Source organism: Mesorhizobium sp. WSM3868 (assembly GCF_002294785.1).
Lineage (GTDB): Bacteria > Pseudomonadota > Alphaproteobacteria > Rhizobiales > Rhizobiaceae > Mesorhizobium.
Genome location: NZ_NSGB01000003.1, coordinates 239,509 through 255,131, shown reverse-complemented (window position 1 = coordinate 255,131; position 15,623 = coordinate 239,509). Strand labels below are relative to the sequence as shown.

Sequence of the window (15,623 nt, the reverse complement as noted above, 5' to 3'; positions counted from 1 at the left end):
AAGCGAATGAGCACGCCGCCGACAGCCGCCGACAAGACAGGGCCGTTGGCTGGCCTCAGGCTGATCGAGATGGCGGGCCTCGGCCCGGTGCCGCTCGCCGCCTTGATGCTGTCGGAGATGGGCGCAGACGTCCTGCGCATCGAGCGGGCGGACGCCAAAGAGCCGCTTCTGTCCTTGCCCGAGGCTTACGACCTCGACCGCCACGGCCGCTCCATCCTCAGGCTCGACCTGAAGCGGCCGGACGGCGCGGAGCTTCTGCTGCGCCTTGCGGAAAAGGCCGACGTTCTCATCGAAGGTTTTCGCCCAGGCGTCATGGAGCGGCTGGGCCTCGGGCCTGATGTCGTGCTGGAAGGCAATCCTGCGCTGATCTACGGCCGCCTCACGGGTTTCGGCCAGGACGGGCCGCTATCGCGCCGCGCCGGTCATGACATCACCTACCTCGCCTATGCCGGCCTGCTGCATGCCGTCGGCCGGCAGGGAGCGCCGCCCGTGCCGCCGCTGAACCTTGTCGCCGACCAGGGCGGCGGCGCCATGATGCTGATCGCCGGCGTGCTGGCGGCCCTGTTCCAGCGCTCGCGCACCGGCAAAGGTCAGGTGATCGATGCCGCCATGGTCGAGGGTGCATCGATGCTCGCGGCTCCGATCCATGCCTTCATGGCGGCCGGCCTCTGGAGCGAGCGACGCGGTGAGAACCTGCTCGATTCCGGGGCCCCCTTCTACGACGTTTACGAGGCGGCGGACGGACGGCATGTCGCCATCGGCTGCCTCGAACCGCAATTCTTTGCCGAGTTCGCCCGATTGTTGCCGCTCGACCGGCGTTTTGTCGGCGGTCAATATGACAGGACATCGTGGCCCGACATGCGCGCTGCCATTGCCGCGAGGATCAGAGAGAAGACACGCGACGAGTGGGCCGAGGTGTTTGGACCGACCGACGCCTGCGTCGCTCCGGTCCTGTCGCTGACCGAAGCCAGGGATCATCCGCAGGGCCGTGCCCGGCAAAATTTTGCAAGATCGGGCGAGCTCGAACGTCCGACGCCGGCGCCGCGCTTCTCCAACGCCGCCTCGACGCTTGCCGCGGCGCCGACCGTCGCCGACCGCCGGCCTTCGGCTGTGCTGGCACGCTTCGGCATCGACGAGACTGAAATTGAAGCCCTTGTCAGGTCCGGCCTGTTTGGCAGATAGCCGGAGAGTAGAAATCAACTTATCGCGGTGAGCGCTGTGACCGAGACCAGGAAGGATGTCATCCGCGAGACCGACACCGAGGCCGTCAGGCTGGCGAAGACTCTGGTCCGCTCGGCCCGCTTCGGCGCGCTTGCGGCGATCGAGCCCGGCACCGGGGCGCCGCTGGCAAGCCGGGTCGGCGTGGCGACCGACATCGACGGCGCGCCGCTGATCCTGGTCTCGATGCTGTCGGCGCATACCGGCGCGCTTCTCGCCGACCCGCGCTGCTCGCTGCTCGTCGGCGAACCCGGCAAGGGCGATCCGCTCGCCCATCCCCGCATCTCGCTTGTATGCCAGGCGCTGCGGTTGGAGCGCGGATCGGCGGGTCACGCCCGCGCCGAACGGCGCTATCTCAACCGCAATCCGAAGGCGAAACTCTATGCCGGGCTCGGCGACTTCTCGATATTCCGGCTCGAGCCTGAACGCGCCAGTCTCAATGGCGGCTTCGGCAAAGCCTATCTTCTGGATCGCGCCGACCTGATCGCCGGCGGCCCGATCGTCGAGGAGCTGGCGGCCAGCGAACAGTCGGCGGTGGACCACATGAATGCCGACCATCGCGATGCGCTTTGCATTTATGCGCGCCATTTCGGCCGGGCCGAAGGCGATGGCTGGATCGCTACGGGTTTCGATGCGGACGGCATGGATCTGGCTTCTCCGGATGCCACCTGCAGGGTCTTCTTCCCTCGGCCTCTCGGCACTGCCGGCGAGTTGCGGTCCGTGCTGGTCGAGATGGCAAAGGCCGGGCGCGCCGCAGGCCGGGCACAGTAGCGAAAGTTAATCGTCCCGGATCGAAAGCAACTCTTGAGATTTAGGTAAAATGATCTACCTTTTGTTGCAGCGCCGATTCAGCGGCGCTCCCTGACCTGAATATCGTGGAAATCAGCCGCCATTGCCCCCATGGCAGCTGGATGAGCCAGAAAACATGGGGGATCCATGATCTCAAGCAAGCTAGTCGCCAACGCCGAATCGGCTGCCGCGTTTCTGACGCTCATGGGCAATGAAAAGCGGCTGCTGATCGTCAGCTATCTGATCGAGGGCGAAATGTCCGTCGGCGCCATCGCCGAGAAAGTCCAGTTGAGCCAGTCCGCTCTGTCGCAGCATTTGGCCAAGCTGAGAGCGCTTGATATCGTCGAGACGCGTCGCGATCGCCAGATGATCTATTATTCCTGCAACTCCGACGCGGTGCGCGAGCTGCTTCGCACGCTGGAAGGCATTTTCGGCGACGGCGACCTGTCTCAGATGGCCTACAGGATGCGCCGCGCCGGGACTTGACCCGGGCTCTGCAAAGCCCCTTACCTTGCTGACGACCGTTCGCCGGCGAGATTTCTATGAACCTCATCCCTATCGACGACCCGCGGGATCCGCGTGTCGCCGCCTATCTCGATATCCGCGAGCGCGATCTCGTCGGACGACATGGGCGCTTCGTCGCCGAAGGCAAGGTCGTGCTGGATCTTCTGCTGTCGGCCGGACGCTTCGCGGCGGAATCGGCCCTCATTCTGGAGAACAGGCGGGCAGGCCTTGAAGGTGTCTTGCGCAAGGCGCCAGCCGACTTCCCGATCTATGTCGTCAACGGCGACGTCATGGACCGGATCGCCGGCTTCCACATGCATCGCGGCGTATTGGCGATTGGCGTTCGGGGCTCTCCTCGACCGGCCGAGGTGCTGCTCGAAAGCTTGCCGGCAAGCGCGTTGGTCGTGGTTCTGGTCGGCATATCCAATCACGACAATATGGGCTCGATCTTCCGCAACGCCGCAGCCTTTGGCGCGGACGCCGTGCTTCTCGACCCCACCTGCTGTGATCCGCTTTACCGCAAGGCGATCCGCGTTTCGGTCGGCGCGGCGCTGAAGGTGCCCTTCGGCTCCTTCGACGATGCGATGAGCGTGACCGCAACGCTTGACCGGATGGGTTTCGGCCAGTTCGCGCTCTCGCCGCGCGGCGAAACGGACATCCGCGCTGCGGAAAGAACGTCTCGGCTGGCCCTCTTTCTCGGCACGGAAGGCGAAGGCCTGCCCGAGACCCTGCTCAGTCGCCTCCGGACCGTACGGATCGGCATGGCGGAGGGATTCGACAGCCTGAACGTTGCAGCCGCATCGGCCATTGCCCTGCATCACTTCTCGAAACGATAGCGGCGCAGCGACCAAGACGCTCCGCTCGCCACGGCATTCGGATCAGTTGCTTGCGTTGGCCTTCTGCAAGGCCCTGACACGGTCCGCGAGGCTGATGCCGCGCTCGCCAATATCTTGCCGCTCGTCGCGAGGGGTCGCCAAGGCCTTGGCGATCGGAGAATCCGGCCCTTCCAGCCTCATCGTCAGGTTGACGACCTCGGCGGCCAGTTCGTTCATTTGTTCGCGAAGCGCCGCACCGGCGCGCGGTGCCTCGCCTGCCTGTTCGGGCTGTGCCGTTTCGAGCGCGGCAAGATCGGTCTTGAGCCGCTTGTTCTCCCGCGCAAGCGCCGTCAGCCGCGCCTCTAGCCGCTCGCGATCGCCTTCGAGCTTGGCGATGGCATTGTCGATCCCTTGGACTTCGTCGGCCTTATGCGTTCCGCCATTTACCGCATGATCTTTGCTTGGGCGTTCGCGCATCCGCGCAAGCTCCTTTTCGCGCCTGTCCAGCTTTTCCTCGCGGTCGGCAAGGGTTGCAAGCAGCCGTTCGACCTTCTTGTCCAGCTCGGCCGTCCGCTTCTTCTCCGCCTTGAGCGCGTCCCTGGCGGCTTTGCTTTCCGCTGCCAGTTCCTGATTGCGCCGGTCCGCTTCCTTGCGCTGGCTGCGCAGCACCGCAATGTCATTGGCAAGCTTGTCCAGTTCCGATTCGCGGGCGACGAGCTCGATCTGGCGGTTTGAGGAAGAAAAGCTGGCTTCGTCATACATCTGCTCGAGCTTTTGCAGCTCCAGCGCGCGCTTCTCCAGCGAGCGCTCCGCCTGCGCCAGCTTTTCCGTAAGCTTGTGCAACTCTTCCTCGCGCAGCCTGAGCTCCGCGTTCTTGGCCTGCAGATCGGAAAGCGCCTGAGTCTTGTCCTTCTTCTCGACCGCCAGTCCCTTCAGGGCCTCCTGGGCGCGGCCGATCTCGACCAGTTGCTCGGCCACCTTTTCCTTCAGATTTTTGATGTTCATCTCGAGTCGGCGCGTGTTCATGGCGAACTCGGCGCGGATACGGTCCTTCTCGGCCAGCATCTCGGCAGGCGTCAGCGGCATCGAGGCCTCAAGGCGCCGGCGTGTCAACACGACGGCCCGCCGCCAGACGGCCGGCGCGATCAGCGACACCAGAAAGGCCGCGCAGAGGAAGCCGAGTGCGAAGAACAGGATCGACTGGACCAAGGTGGACTATCCGTATGCGAGGCGGCAACCCGCCATGCCGACTGTGCCACCTTGGCATGGCGGAAATCCAGCGCCGCGGCAAGAGCACGCCGCGGCACGATCAGTCTTATCCGAGCGGCTGTGGCAATCCTGTCCGGTCAGAACGGATTCCACGTCGCCCGCTCGGTCAGCTTCAGATAGCCGAGATTGACGCCGAGCCGGGCACCGACCCCGGTGCGGATCGGAACGAGCAGCACTCTGTTGCTTTGCAGCACGTTGAAGCCGACGCCCGCCACGACATAAGCCGATCCGGCGACGCCGCCGAAGCGGTTGTAGAGGCTGCTGATATCGTCGAGATTGTAGACCAGCATCATCACGCGCGAGCCTTCGCCGCCGAAATCCCAGCCGAGCGATGGGCCTTGCCAGAACACCTTATGGTCGCCGGCGTTCTTGGTGTACAGCGTGCCCTCGCCATAGGTCAGGCCGCCGATCAGCGCGCCGGAACCCTCCTCGCCGAGCAGATAACCGTTTGGCAGGCCGTAGGACGCGAACACCTTTTCGACCACGGTGGCGAGGCCTCCCGACGTCGCGCCGAAGAACTTGTGGCCGGAATCGACAATCTCTTGCGCGGTGTATTCCTGGGCCCGCGACGCCGAGGTTGAGAGGATGAGAGCACCCGAGAGGGCGATCGTCATGGTGAGGACGCGGACGAACATCCGGTCAAAGAATCGGGAAAACATGCTTCCAATCTCCGTCAGGGAGCACTTTCGCCGACGCCTCGTATCCCTACGGCTCTTGGCGGCCGTTTCGAGATGACTGTTACGGGCAAACTATGCCGTAATCCTTTTTCAACCATTAAGCTGGCGCGGGAAGATGGCGGTTCGAGGGCTGAAGAGCCTGACACGATCTCTATCAGCCTCAATTTCGCGGCATCACGCACCATTTTCGCTGTCCGCAGCTGTGGATTTGTTGATGCATGGACGGGCGCTGTGTATTCAGAAGGCCTTGGAAAAGAGCGTGATTCGCGTAGCGGGCGCGACAACGTTCGGCCATGACATGTGAACCAGCAGGGATTTCTCCGATGGCCGAGCTCTTCACCCTCTCCGCCCCCGATCTGGCTGCGCTTTTGTGCAGCCGCGTATGCCACGACATCATTTCGCCGGTCGGCGCCATAAACAACGGCCTCGAACTGCTCGATGAGGGCGGCGCCGATGAAGACGCCATGAAGCTGATTCGCCAGAGCGCCAGGAACGCCTCGGCGCGGCTGCAGTTTGCCCGCATCGCCTTCGGCGCCGCGGGCTCCGCCGGCATGATGATCGATACCGGCGACGCCGAGGCCGTGGCCATTGCCTTCCTGAAGAACGAGAAGCCGGAACTTGTCTGGAACGGCGCCCGCGCGCTGCTGCCCAAGAACAAGGTCAAGCTTCTGCTCAATCTCATTCTTGTCGCCAATGCCGCCATACCGCGTGGCGGCAGGCTGGTTGTCACGCTGGAGAACCTCGAGACCGAACCGCGTTTCTCGCTGTCGGCGAGCGGCCCCATGCTGCGGGTGCCGCCGAAATTCCTCGAGCTGCATTCGGGCCACAAGCCCGAGGAGCCGATCGACGCCCACTCGGTCCAGCCTTATTACACGCTGCTTCTGGCGCGCGAGGCGAACATGACGATCTCGATCCATGCGACGGCCGATGAGATCGTGTTGTCGGCGGCCTGAGGCGACAGCCAAGAACAGGTCAAGTATCCATTGTCACTGATCTTGCATCTGGCAGTGCGATCGAAGCATTGCCTGCCGCTTGGCACTGCAATGCATCGCTGGGCAAAAACGCGCAAAGCGGTTCTTTGGAAAAACTTTACCTAACCGCTTTTCGGCTTCTTTACCAGATTGTTCTAGGGTGCCTCACGGTTACCGGATTGCCGGTTCGGCAGATGGCAAAGAGGACCCGGAAATGAAACGCTGCCTGTTCGTGGACGACTCGAGCGTCATCAGGAAGGTCGCGAAGCGTATCCTTGGCGGCTCGGACATCGTGGTCGTCGAGGCGGCCAGCGGGCTTGATGCGATCGAGATCTGCTCCGGCGACATGCCCGATGTCATTGTTGTCGACGGCGGCCTGCCGGATATGCAGGCGGTCGACCTCATTCGCCGCATCCGTGCCATCGAAAACCCCGTCAAGCCGCAGATCCTGATCTCGCTCGTCGAAGTCGATGTCGGCTCGATCATGCGGGCGAAACGTGCCGGCGCCCAGGGTTACCTGCTGAAGCCCTTCAACCGCGCGCAGTTGCTCGAGAGCTTCCGCTTCCTGAAAATCGCGGCCTGAGCTTTTCGACACCCCAAACAAAAACCCGGCCTGAGCCGGGTTTTTGTGTGAATTGGCAGAGGATCAGGCGCTGACGCGGATGTCTTCCGGCTCACGCAGCACATAGCCGCGGCCCCACACCGTCTCGATGTAATTCTGGCCGCCGGACGCTGCGTCGAGCTTCTTGCGCAGCTTGCAGATGAAGACGTCGATGATCTTCAGTTCCGGCTCGTCCATGCCGCCATAGAGGTGGTTGAGGAACATTTCCTTGGTAAGGGTCGTGCCCTTGCGCAGCGAGAGCAGCTCAAGCATCTGATATTCCTTGCCGGTCAGGTGCACGCGCTGGCCGCCCACCTCGACCGTCTTGGCGTCGAGATTGACCACTAGGTCGCCGGTGGTGATGACCGACTGGGCGTGGCCCTTGGAGCGGCGCACGATGGCGTGGATGCGCGCCACCAGCTCGTCCTTGTGGAAAGGCTTGGTCATATAGTCGTCGGCGCCGAAGCCGAGGCCGCGCACCTTATCCTCGATGCCGGCCATGCCGGAGAGGATCAGGATCGGCGTCTTGACCTTGGAGAGGCGAAGCGTGCGCAGCACCTCGTAGCCCGACATGTCGGGAAGGTTAAGATCGAGGAGGATGATGTCGTAATCGTAGAGCTTGCCGAGATCGACCCCTTCTTCGCCAAGGTCGGTCGTATAGACGTTGAAGCTTTCCGATTTCAGCATCAACTCGATGCTCTGTGCGGTTGCACTGTCGTCTTCAATCAGCAGAACACGCATTTCATTCCCCTTTTCTGCCGCCGGGTCGCGTCACGACCCGTCCCGAACCCGGAGCAGTGATTGCCTGAACAGAAGGTGCCACCGACTGGTTAACAAATCCTAATTTCGTGTCGGTCACGATATCAGATTTTTTAACCGCTTTCTACACCCACTTGAATCTAATAACGAATCGTAGACCCAAATCGCTCATGTACCACATTAATAAGCAAGCCTAAGTGACTCCAGAGACTCGCAGGCCGCGCTTCCTGCCGCTGTCCGGAATTTTTACCCGGCCTTAAGTCCTCGCCCGTATGATTAACAATGCCCGTAAACGAATGGTTACCGCCGGCAAAAATCTTTAGGGCTTTGTTTCCCATAGAGTGGGGAAAGCCGGTGGAAACGGGCGACGCGTAGGCCTCTCGAGGTCGATGGGACGATATGCAGGTGTGCGTTTTGCGGAGTACCGAGTCATGAAGTCACGTGAAAACCTCGTTCGGCTGAAGCAGTTTCAGGTGAATGAGAAGCGGCGCCAGCTGTTGCAGCTGGACATGATGATCGCCGAATTCGAACGCATGGCCGTCGAGTTGGAGGCGCAAATCGTCGCCGAAGAGAAAAAAGCCGGCATCACCGACATCAATCATTTTGCCTATCCGACCTTCGCCAAGGCGGCACGCCTGCGCCGCGACAACCTCAGGAACTCGCAGAACGATCTCGCCCAGCAGCGAACCATGGCCGAATCATTACTCGGCGAAGCTGAAGCGGAGCTTTCCAAGGCGGAGATGCTGGAATCGCGCGACAGCAAGATCCGCGACGCGGAAGTGGGCGGCCGCAGCGCCATGATCGGCTGACCGCCGAGCGCAATTGATCCCTCGGAGCGCTGCCTGATCGCCGTTTCGAACCACAAGCCGAAAAAGCCCGGCCTCCGGCTTAGGGCAGCATCGCCGTTTCATCATCCTGATGGTCCACCGATGCCCGCGCTCGGGCTTCCTTGATGTCGGGGGCATGCTCTTCCGCCCAGGACCTGATCTGGCTGAGAAGTCCCGCAAGGTTCTGGCCGAGCTCCGTCAATTCATACTCGACCCTCGGCGGTATGACCGGATAGACCTCGCGCCGGACGAGCCCGTCGCGCTCCAGCACGCGCAGCGTCTGCGTCAGCATTTTCGGCGTGATGCCTTCCAGCTTGCGGGCGAGCTCGCCATTGCGCAGGCGACCGCGCCGCAACGCGCAGACCGTCAGATAGACCCATTTGCTGGCCAGCATTTCGAGCACCGTATGCGACGGGCATGTGCGCCGGAATGCGTCGTAGCCAAAGGAACCGCTGTCTTCACTATCCATGAGGTACCTATATATCCGAAAGGTGCATACTAGACAAGAGATTGTTACTATCCAAATGATAGCGGCAGCAATCAAGCAGGAGACCATCCAATGCGTGCCGTTACCCAGAATTCCGTTGGCGAACCCGACGTCCTCTTCGTCGCCGAACAGCCGGCCCCCTCGCCCAAGGCCAGCGAGGTTCTGGTCCGCGTCAAGGCCGCGGGCATCAACCCGGTCGATGGCGCGGTGCGCGCCGGCTACTTCCCTCTCATCGGCGAACCACCTTTCATTCTCGGCTGGGATATCTCGGGCACCGTCGAGGCGCTGGGCACCGGCGTGACCGCCTTCAAGGTCGGCGATGCGGTCTTCGGCATGCCGCGCTTCCCCAAGCAGGCCGCCGCCTATGCCGAGTTCGTCGCCACGCCGGTGGACGAGATCGCAGCCAAGCCTGCCGCCATCGACCATGCCCAAGCCGCGGCGCTGCCGCTGGCCGGACTGACCGCCTGGCAGGGTCTCGTCCGCCACGGCGGCCTGCAATCCGGCCAGCGCGTCCTGATCCACGCCGGCGCCGGCGGCGTCGGCCATCTCGCTGTGCAGATCGCCAAGGCGCGCGGCGCCTGGGTCATCGCCACTGCGAGCCCGGACAAGCTTGATTACGTCCGCTCGATCGGCGCCGATGAGGTCGTCGACTACACCAACGGCGATTTCACCGAACGGGTCCGCGATATCGACCTAGTGCTGGACGCAATGGGCGGCGACCATGCCGACCGGTCGCTGAAAGTGCTGCGCGAAGGCGGCGTGCTGGTGTCGTTGCTCAACGTCCATGATGCGACAAGGGCCAAGGCCGGGGAGCGCAACATCCGCGTCGACCGCATGTCGGTGGTGCCGGATCGCGAGGGGCTGGTGGAACTCGCCAGGCTAGTCGATGCCAGGAAGCTCGCCGTGCACGTGGCGAAGGCTTTTCCGCTGAACCAGGCAGGTGCCGCCCATGCCTTCCTCGCCACCCGACCGATCGGCAAGGTTGTGCTGACGGTTTGATCAGCGCAGATCCCGGAAGCAAAAGGGCGCGGAGTTCCGCGCCCTTCTTTGGTTTCCGGCAGTCGGAGCCTAGTGGCGATATTGCTGGATCCGCGTCGTGCGCAGCCCGGCAAGGCCATATTCGTCGATCGATGCCTGCCAGGAGAGAAACTCCTCGGTGGTCAGCTTGTAGCGCTGGCAGGCCTCTTCCAGGCTGAGCAGTCCGCCGCGGACCGCCGCGACGACTTCCGCCTTGCGCCGGATAACCCAGCGCCGTGTATTCGTCGGCGGTAGATCGGCTATCGTGAGAGGGCTGCCGTCGGGCCCGATAACATATTTGACTCTAGGTCTAACCAGATCGGTCATCGTACTCTCTACTAAAAACTCAAAGACCCAATCCCCGCCACCGTACCGCCACAGCTTTAAAAATTGCCTAAGCGAAGCCTAATGACTAGGTAAGGATCGTGAACGTCGCGTTAGGTTTTCGTTCGGCATTTGAGATAATCGCGGTCCGGCCCTGATTTTGCCCGATAAAATCGCTTGAGGAGCCAAGCTGGCGCCGCCGGGATGCTTGACCTATATTCCGGCTATTGGCAGCCAGCGCCACGCAGATTGAAAGAACCATGAACAGCCTCGATCTTCCCGGACGCCCAGAAGAAACCCGCGTCGTCGTCGCGATGTCGGGCGGCGTCGATTCATCGGTCGTTGCCGGCATCCTGAAGCGCGAAGGCTATGATGTTGTCGGCGTCACCCTGCAGCTTTACGACCACGGCGCGGCAACGCACCGCGCCGGTTCCTGCTGCGCCGGCCAGGACATCGACGATGCCCGCCGCGTTTCCGAGACGCTCGGCATCCCGCATTACGTGCTCGACTATCAAGAGCGCTTCCGCAAGGCGGTTATCGATCCCTTCGCCGAGAGCTACGTCGCCGGCGAGACGCCTATCCCCTGCGTGTCCTGCAACCAGACGGTCAAGTTCGCGGACCTTTTGGCCACCGCCCAGGATCTCGGCGCCGATGCTTTGGCCACGGGCCATTACATCCGCTCGCGCGCCAATGGCGCGCATCGCGCGCTCTACAGGCCGGTCGATGCAGACCGCGACCAGAGCTATTTCCTGTTCGCCACGACCCAGGCGCAGATCGACTATCTGCGCTTCCCGCTCGGCGGACTTCCCAAGCCGCAGGTGCGGGCGATCGCCGAGGAGATGGGGCTGACGGTCGCCGCCAAGCAGGACAGCCAGGACATCTGCTTCGTGCCGCAGGGCAAGTACTCCGACATTATCGCCAAGCTGAAGCCGGCGGCCGCCAATCCGGGCGATATTGTCCATATCGACGGTCGCGTGCTCGGGCGTCACGAAGGCATCTTGCGCTACACGATCGGCCAGCGCCGCGGCATCGGCATCGCTTCGGGCGAGCCGCTCTATGTCGTCCATCTCGACGCCGACCGCGCCCGCGTCATTGTCGGCCCGCGCGAGGCACTGGAGACGCACAGGATCTACCTGCGCGCCATGAACTGGCTCGGCGACGGCCCGCTCTCCGACGTTCCGGCCGGCGGGATCGAGCTTTTCGCAAAAGTCCGTTCGACCCGGCCGCCGCGCCCGGCCGTGCTGCATCACCGCGACGGCGTGACCTCGGTCGAGCTGGTCGACGGCGAATCCGGCATCGCGCCCGGACAGGCCTGCGTGCTCTATTCCGATGACGGCGCTGAGGCGCGAGTCTATGGCGGCGGCTTTATCGAGCGCTCCGAGCGCGGCGCCGAGGCCGAGGCGATGCTGTCCAGGCTTGCGCAGCGGCCCGCGCACGTCCCCGCCGAGTAACCCACGCCTTCAATCGGGCGCTTTGCCTCAGGATTCCCTTTTGTGGACGCGCCTTAAGCGGGCGACCCGCTATGCGCCACCGTCCCAGCCGTCAGGATGCGCAGCACCCGGATCGCTTCCTCGCCGTCGGTGCGGGGTTCGGCGCGCGTCTCGATGCACTGCATGAAGTGGGCGAGCTCGCGCGTCAGCGGCATGCCTTCGCCGACCGCAACGTAGGAAGGCTCGTTGGCGGTGAAGGCCCACTGGCCACTGTCCTGCCAGACCGCGTGCCTGTAGACCGCAAGCTTGCGCTCCCACGGCTCGACATCGTCGAACACCGCCATCGCCTTGGTTCCGACCACGGTCAGCCGGCGCTCGCGATAGGGATTGAGACGAGAAGCGAACAGATGGCTGCGCACGCCGTTCGGAAAGCGCATGTGCAGATGCGCGAAGTCGCTGAGGTTGTCGAGCAGTGCCGCGCCCTCGCCCCTGACCTCGATCGGCTCGGTGCCGGTGATGGCGAGGATCATCGAGAGGTCATGCGGCGCAAGGTCCCAGAGCGCGTCGTTCTCGGTGTGAAACTTGCCGAGGCCGAGCCGGTGCGAGTGGATGTAGCGCACCTCGCCGAGCTCGCCATTGTCGATCAACGCCTTCAGCGTCTCGAAGGCGGGGTGGAAGCGCAGCACGTGGCCCACCATGAAGACGCGGCCATTGTTCCTGGCCGCCTGCACCGAACGCTCGGCGTCCGCGACCGTCAGCGCGATCGGCTTCTCCACCAACACATCCTTGCCGCCCTCGATGGCGCGCAGCGCCATGTCGGCATGGAATTGCGGCGGCAGCGCCATGACAATGGCGTCGACATCGGCGCGCTCGAACAACTGGTCCGGCCCGATCGCCAGGCAGTCCTGCTCGCTGGCAAAGCCTTCGGCGCGGGCACGGTTGACGTCGGAAACGGCATGGAGCGCGCCAAGCGCCTTGAGGGTGCGGATGTGGTTGCTGCCCCAGTATCCGCAACCGAGGACGGCGATGCGCGGCTTCATTCGTTCAAACTCTAGAATTTCGTGGCCGAGACATAGCGACGTGCCCCGTCGAACTCAACCCCGATGCATGCGCTTCAGCGTCTGCCCGGCGCGGCTTTTCCGGGATGAGATTATGCTGATGCGTGCGGCTTGACAGCTTTGCCCTGCCAACCTTATATCCGCGCGACCTTGGCGAACGCCTCGAATTGCCCACGACCGGTGTGGTTCTTCGAGCCTCTTCGCCGCTCCTGGCGGAGTAGCTCAGTTGGTTAGAGCACGGGAATCATAATCCTGGGGTCGGGGGTTCAAGTCCCTCCTCCGCTACCATCTCAACCCATGTCCGGCCCGGATACATATGTCGTGACTTGCTCGGACGCGGCTTCGGTGATTTGCCGGCAGGCCCGGCGCCCAACTCCTACTGCCCGGGCTTGTGGGAAAGCCGGTCCAGCGCGTCTCGAAGCGCAGTGGCGGCACCGCCACGCTCATCGGCGGACATGAGCCCCGGTTCAAGTTCCAGCCTGAAGTGCGGCAGCTCGGTTCGAACAACGCGACAGGCGCCCGCTAGATTGGCCTTGATGACACGGTAGGTAGCGACCGGATAGGCGATGCCCTTGACCTGGACGTGCCCCATCTCCTCACAATCGATCGTGTCCTTCACTTGCGCAAACGTCTCGTAGGAAATGAGGATGGTCCCCGGAGCCGCCTCTTGTTCCAGGCGCGAGGCGAGATTCACGGCGCCGCCGATTATCGTGTAGTCCATCCGGTCCTCGCTGCCGAAGTTACCGACGGTGCAGTAGTCGGTATGGATACCGATGCGGCAGCGCAGCGGTGTTTCGATCCCCATGTCCCGCCAGACTTCCGTAAGCTCGCTGATCCGCTTTTGCATGGCAAGCGCCATCTGCACGCAAGCCAGCGCGTCCTGCTTGACGCCGCGCGTCTCAGGGTCGCCGAAAAACATCAGGATCGCGTCGCCGACGTACTTGTCGATCGTGGCACCATGATCCAACGCGATTTTCGACATTTCCGTCAGGTAGTGATTGAGGAGCTGGGTGAGATCCTCGGATTCCATCTTGTCGGTGGTCTCGGTAAAGCCGGCGATATCGGAGAAGCATATGGTCAGCTTCTTACGCTGGCTGGCGATTCTGACGTCTTGGCGGCCGGTGAATATCGAGCTGTACACTTGGGGCGCCAGATATTTGGCCAGCTTGCTGGAAAGCGCTTCCAGGGCAGCGGACTTCTCGGCGAGGTTCTCCTCCCTTTGCTTCAGCTCGGTGATGTCCGAATAGACGGCGACCGTGCCGCCGGCGCTGATCCGCCGCTCGCTTATCATGATCCATCGTCCGTCGCCCCGCCGCTGCACCCACGGTTCGCCGGGGTTACGGTGCCGCCACAGGCGCTCCGCGATCCACTCATCGACCCGACCCTCGGCATCCCTGATGTAGCCACGCTCCGCGGATCGGCGAATGATCTCCTCGAATGCCATGCCGGGGGTTAGCTCTGCCTCCAGACCGGCGTATAGCAGTTCGCGGTAGCGGCTGTTGCTAAGGACAAGCCAGTCCTCTTTGTCATAGAGAGCGAAACCTTCGGAAATGCTTTCGATGGCATCGACCAGCCGCTGACGCGCTTCTGCAACGTCGCGCAGGTTCTTTTCCTCGACCTCGACAGCGGTATCCCGGAAGAGACTCAGCGCCTCGGCCATGCGCCCGATTTCGTCGCTGCCCGCCGCCGGCAGCGGCGCACGAAGATCGCCGCCCGCGATCGCGAGCATGCCCTGACTCACCGCTCCCAGACGGGCGAGAAGGCTGCGGTCGACATAGAGCCAGACGACCAGAACCGAGCTCAACAGGCTGAGAAAGGCAGAGCCGAGGACAACTCCGGTGCCGTAGCGCTGGACGAGCGCGGCTTCGCGACCGGAGGCAGCGATCTCTCGGTCCGCTGCGGCGACAAGACGGTCGACGGCTGCGGTCAGACTGCGCGACAGCCGATTGTTTTCGGCCAGAAGTTTTTCGCCCTGCGCGAGGACCGCAAGCTCCTCCTCCCGTGCCTTCGGGATGCTGCTCTCACCATCGGTGAGTGCCTCGAACTCGTCCACCCGCAGCCGAAAACGGGTTTGCAGCTTTTCGTCGATCTCCGAGGAAGCCGTTTCCAGAGCGGCGAGCGAGCGGTGCAGCGGAAACAGGATCAACGCCAGGTCGCCTCGCGTCGGCGCGGTCGCGGCCTTCACCAGCGCGTCGTTGACTGCCGAGATCTCCAGCAGCGCCTTCTGCTGGGGGATGTAAGCCGCAATCGCATGGACCATGTCGGCCATTGCCGCTGCGCGTCGATCGGGCGACAGCGACGTATCGGCCGCGACCGCCCGCCATTGCGGGAGCCTGGAATCCATCACCACGATGCCGGTGGCCAGAAGGCGTTGGCTGCCGGTCGTCGTCGCGGCGAGGCGGTTCAGAAGCTCCTCCTTTCGGGCGACCACATCGAGGCGGGCGACAACAAGAGAGTCGAGCTCCTTCAGGTTGCGCCTCAAAACAACCGCAGCTTCCTCGATCTCAGCTAAAGGCACTGTGCCCAGCGTAGCATCTCTGAGATCCGTACGCAGGGCCTCGAGGCGGGACATCTCGAGCGCGACGGCCGCCGAGACCTTGCTGTGCTGAGCCCTGCTTGTCGCCGCCAGCACCGATGGCGCGGCAGCAGCGACCCGTTCGGCCTGGCGCGACAGCTGGAGGGAAGCCAACGCCGACGGCACCCGATCCCTGGTAATTCGGTCGACAACGTCGCCGACTCCGAGGAAGGCATAAAGCGCCGCGGCGGTAGCCAGCACCGCAAGGCCGCTGATCCCGAAAAAGGCGAGCAACAGCCGACCGCGTATGCCGAGGCGTTCAAGCATCGTGGGGAGTCGGAACAATCCAGCCACACTGGTCT

At 63.2% G+C, this 15,623-nt stretch carries 16 protein-coding genes and 1 tRNA gene; 10 read left to right on the top strand and 7 right to left on the bottom strand.

The features are described from left to right. The first annotated feature begins 6 nt into the window (after positions 1-6). From CK221_RS07395 to CK221_RS07380, 4 genes are all read left to right on the top strand, one after another. On the top strand, positions 7-1,182 hold the full coding sequence (locus tag CK221_RS07395; RefSeq protein WP_095777262.1) for a CaiB/BaiF CoA-transferase family protein: 1,176 nt from the start codon (positions 7-9) through the stop codon (positions 1,180-1,182). Between the two features lie 36 nt (positions 1,183-1,218). Continuing rightward, the gene (locus CK221_RS07390) at positions 1,219-1,989 is read left to right on the top strand and encodes a HugZ family protein (protein ID WP_095777261.1); all 771 of its coding nucleotides are present in this window, start codon (positions 1,219-1,221) and stop codon (positions 1,987-1,989) included. A 165-nt stretch (positions 1,990-2,154) separates the two neighbouring features. Next, positions 2,155-2,493, top strand: a complete 339-nt coding sequence (locus CK221_RS07385) for a metalloregulator ArsR/SmtB family transcription factor (protein WP_066994170.1) — start codon at positions 2,155-2,157, stop codon at positions 2,491-2,493. A gap of 56 nt (positions 2,494-2,549) precedes the next feature. Next, positions 2,550-3,347, top strand: coding sequence for an RNA methyltransferase (locus CK221_RS07380; RefSeq protein WP_095777260.1), 798 nt, complete (start codon positions 2,550-2,552; stop codon positions 3,345-3,347). Between the two features lie 42 nt (positions 3,348-3,389). On the opposite strand, the gene CK221_RS07375 is transcribed toward CK221_RS07380, so the two are convergent. Then, positions 3,390-4,535 (bottom strand): hypothetical protein, encoded by a 1,146-nt coding sequence (locus tag CK221_RS07375; protein ID WP_095777259.1) that lies wholly within the window; start codon positions 4,533-4,535, stop codon positions 3,390-3,392. A 137-nt stretch (positions 4,536-4,672) separates the two neighbouring features. Continuing rightward, positions 4,673-5,209 carry an EipA family protein gene (locus CK221_RS07370; RefSeq protein ID WP_245299591.1) on the bottom strand — a complete coding sequence of 179 codons (537 nt, stop codon included), beginning with the start codon at positions 5,207-5,209 and terminating at the stop codon, positions 4,673-4,675. A 386-nt stretch (positions 5,210-5,595) separates the two neighbouring features. Here CK221_RS07370 and CK221_RS07365 point away from each other — a divergent pair, with 386 nt between their 5' ends. Both CK221_RS07365 and CK221_RS07360 read left to right on the top strand, forming a co-directional pair. Beyond that, positions 5,596-6,225 carry a histidine phosphotransferase family protein gene (locus CK221_RS07365; protein WP_067326376.1) on the top strand — a complete coding sequence of 210 codons (630 nt, stop codon included), beginning with the start codon at positions 5,596-5,598 and terminating at the stop codon, positions 6,223-6,225. 232 nt (positions 6,226-6,457) lie between these two features. Further along, the gene (locus CK221_RS07360) at positions 6,458-6,826 is read left to right on the top strand and encodes a response regulator (RefSeq protein WP_095777258.1); all 369 of its coding nucleotides are present in this window, start codon (positions 6,458-6,460) and stop codon (positions 6,824-6,826) included. A 63-nt stretch (positions 6,827-6,889) separates the two neighbouring features. On the opposite strand, the gene ctrA is transcribed toward CK221_RS07360, so the two are convergent. Continuing rightward, the gene (gene ctrA / locus CK221_RS07355) at positions 6,890-7,585 is read right to left on the bottom strand and encodes a cell cycle two-component system response regulator CtrA (RefSeq protein WP_006203583.1); all 696 of its coding nucleotides are present in this window, start codon (positions 7,583-7,585) and stop codon (positions 6,890-6,892) included. 449 nt (positions 7,586-8,034) lie between these two features. Between ctrA and CK221_RS07350 the strand changes: the two genes are divergently transcribed. Then, complete coding sequence (locus tag CK221_RS07350) at positions 8,035-8,412, top strand: flagellar export protein FliJ (RefSeq protein ID WP_095777257.1); 378 nt, start codon at positions 8,035-8,037, stop codon at positions 8,410-8,412. Between the two features lie 79 nt (positions 8,413-8,491). On the opposite strand, the gene CK221_RS07345 is transcribed toward CK221_RS07350, so the two are convergent. Then, the gene (locus CK221_RS07345; protein ID WP_095777256.1) at positions 8,492-8,899 is read right to left on the bottom strand and encodes a helix-turn-helix domain-containing protein; all 408 of its coding nucleotides are present in this window, start codon (positions 8,897-8,899) and stop codon (positions 8,492-8,494) included. Positions 8,900-8,989: 90 nt separating this feature from the next. On the opposite strand from CK221_RS07345, the gene CK221_RS07340 reads away from it, so the two are divergent. Next, entirely contained in the window at positions 8,990-9,916 is a 927-nt protein-coding gene (locus CK221_RS07340) for an NADP-dependent oxidoreductase (protein WP_095777255.1), read from the top strand. Positions 9,917-9,985: 69 nt separating this feature from the next. Here the strand turns inward: CK221_RS07340 and CK221_RS07335 are convergent, their stop codons facing one another. Next, on the bottom strand, positions 9,986-10,261 hold the full coding sequence (locus tag CK221_RS07335) for a DUF1153 domain-containing protein (RefSeq protein ID WP_006203587.1): 276 nt from the start codon (positions 10,259-10,261) through the stop codon (positions 9,986-9,988). Positions 10,262-10,518: 257 nt separating this feature from the next. Here CK221_RS07335 and mnmA point away from each other — a divergent pair, with 257 nt between their 5' ends. Then, positions 10,519-11,709 carry a tRNA 2-thiouridine(34) synthase MnmA gene (gene mnmA, locus CK221_RS07330; RefSeq protein ID WP_095777254.1) on the top strand — a complete coding sequence of 397 codons (1,191 nt, stop codon included), beginning with the start codon at positions 10,519-10,521 and terminating at the stop codon, positions 11,707-11,709. 53 nt (positions 11,710-11,762) lie between these two features. On the opposite strand, the gene CK221_RS07325 is transcribed toward mnmA, so the two are convergent. Continuing rightward, positions 11,763-12,728, bottom strand: a complete 966-nt coding sequence (locus CK221_RS07325; protein WP_095777253.1) for a Gfo/Idh/MocA family oxidoreductase — start codon at positions 12,726-12,728, stop codon at positions 11,763-11,765. A 229-nt stretch (positions 12,729-12,957) separates the two neighbouring features. Here CK221_RS07325 and CK221_RS07320 point away from each other — a divergent pair. After that, a tRNA-Met gene (locus CK221_RS07320) sits at positions 12,958-13,034 on the top strand. A gap of 88 nt (positions 13,035-13,122) precedes the next feature. Here CK221_RS07320 and CK221_RS07315 read toward each other — a convergent pair. After that, on the bottom strand, positions 13,123-15,588 hold the full coding sequence (locus CK221_RS07315; protein WP_095777252.1) for an adenylate/guanylate cyclase domain-containing protein: 2,466 nt from the start codon (positions 15,586-15,588) through the stop codon (positions 13,123-13,125). Between the last annotated feature and the right edge of the window lie 35 nt (positions 15,589-15,623).

Coding starts and splice junctions, on each gene's coding strand:
- CK221_RS07395 (WP_095777262.1), top strand. CDS start 7: ATGAGCACGCCGCCGACAGCCGCCGACAAGACAGGGCCGTTGGCTGGC.
- CK221_RS07385 (WP_066994170.1), top strand. CDS start 2,155: ATGATCTCAAGCAAGCTAGTCGCCAACGCCGAATCGGCTGCCGCGTTT.
- CK221_RS07380 (WP_095777260.1), top strand. CDS start 2,550: ATGAACCTCATCCCTATCGACGACCCGCGGGATCCGCGTGTCGCCGCC.
- CK221_RS07370 (WP_245299591.1), bottom strand. CDS start 5,209: ATGACGATCGCCCTCTCGGGTGCTCTCATCCTCTCAACCTCGGCGTCG.
- CK221_RS07365 (WP_067326376.1), top strand. CDS start 5,596: ATGGCCGAGCTCTTCACCCTCTCCGCCCCCGATCTGGCTGCGCTTTTG.
- CK221_RS07360 (WP_095777258.1), top strand. CDS start 6,458: ATGAAACGCTGCCTGTTCGTGGACGACTCGAGCGTCATCAGGAAGGTC.
- ctrA (WP_006203583.1), bottom strand. CDS start 7,585: ATGCGTGTTCTGCTGATTGAAGACGACAGTGCAACCGCACAGAGCATC.
- CK221_RS07350 (WP_095777257.1), top strand. CDS start 8,035: ATGAAGTCACGTGAAAACCTCGTTCGGCTGAAGCAGTTTCAGGTGAAT.
- CK221_RS07345 (WP_095777256.1), bottom strand. CDS start 8,899: ATGGATAGTGAAGACAGCGGTTCCTTTGGCTACGACGCATTCCGGCGC.
- CK221_RS07340 (WP_095777255.1), top strand. CDS start 8,990: ATGCGTGCCGTTACCCAGAATTCCGTTGGCGAACCCGACGTCCTCTTC.
- CK221_RS07335 (WP_006203587.1), bottom strand. CDS start 10,261: ATGACCGATCTGGTTAGACCTAGAGTCAAATATGTTATCGGGCCCGAC.
- mnmA (WP_095777254.1), top strand. CDS start 10,519: ATGAACAGCCTCGATCTTCCCGGACGCCCAGAAGAAACCCGCGTCGTC.
- CK221_RS07325 (WP_095777253.1), bottom strand. CDS start 12,728: ATGAAGCCGCGCATCGCCGTCCTCGGTTGCGGATACTGGGGCAGCAAC.
- CK221_RS07315 (WP_095777252.1), bottom strand. CDS start 15,588: ATGCTTGAACGCCTCGGCATACGCGGTCGGCTGTTGCTCGCCTTTTTC.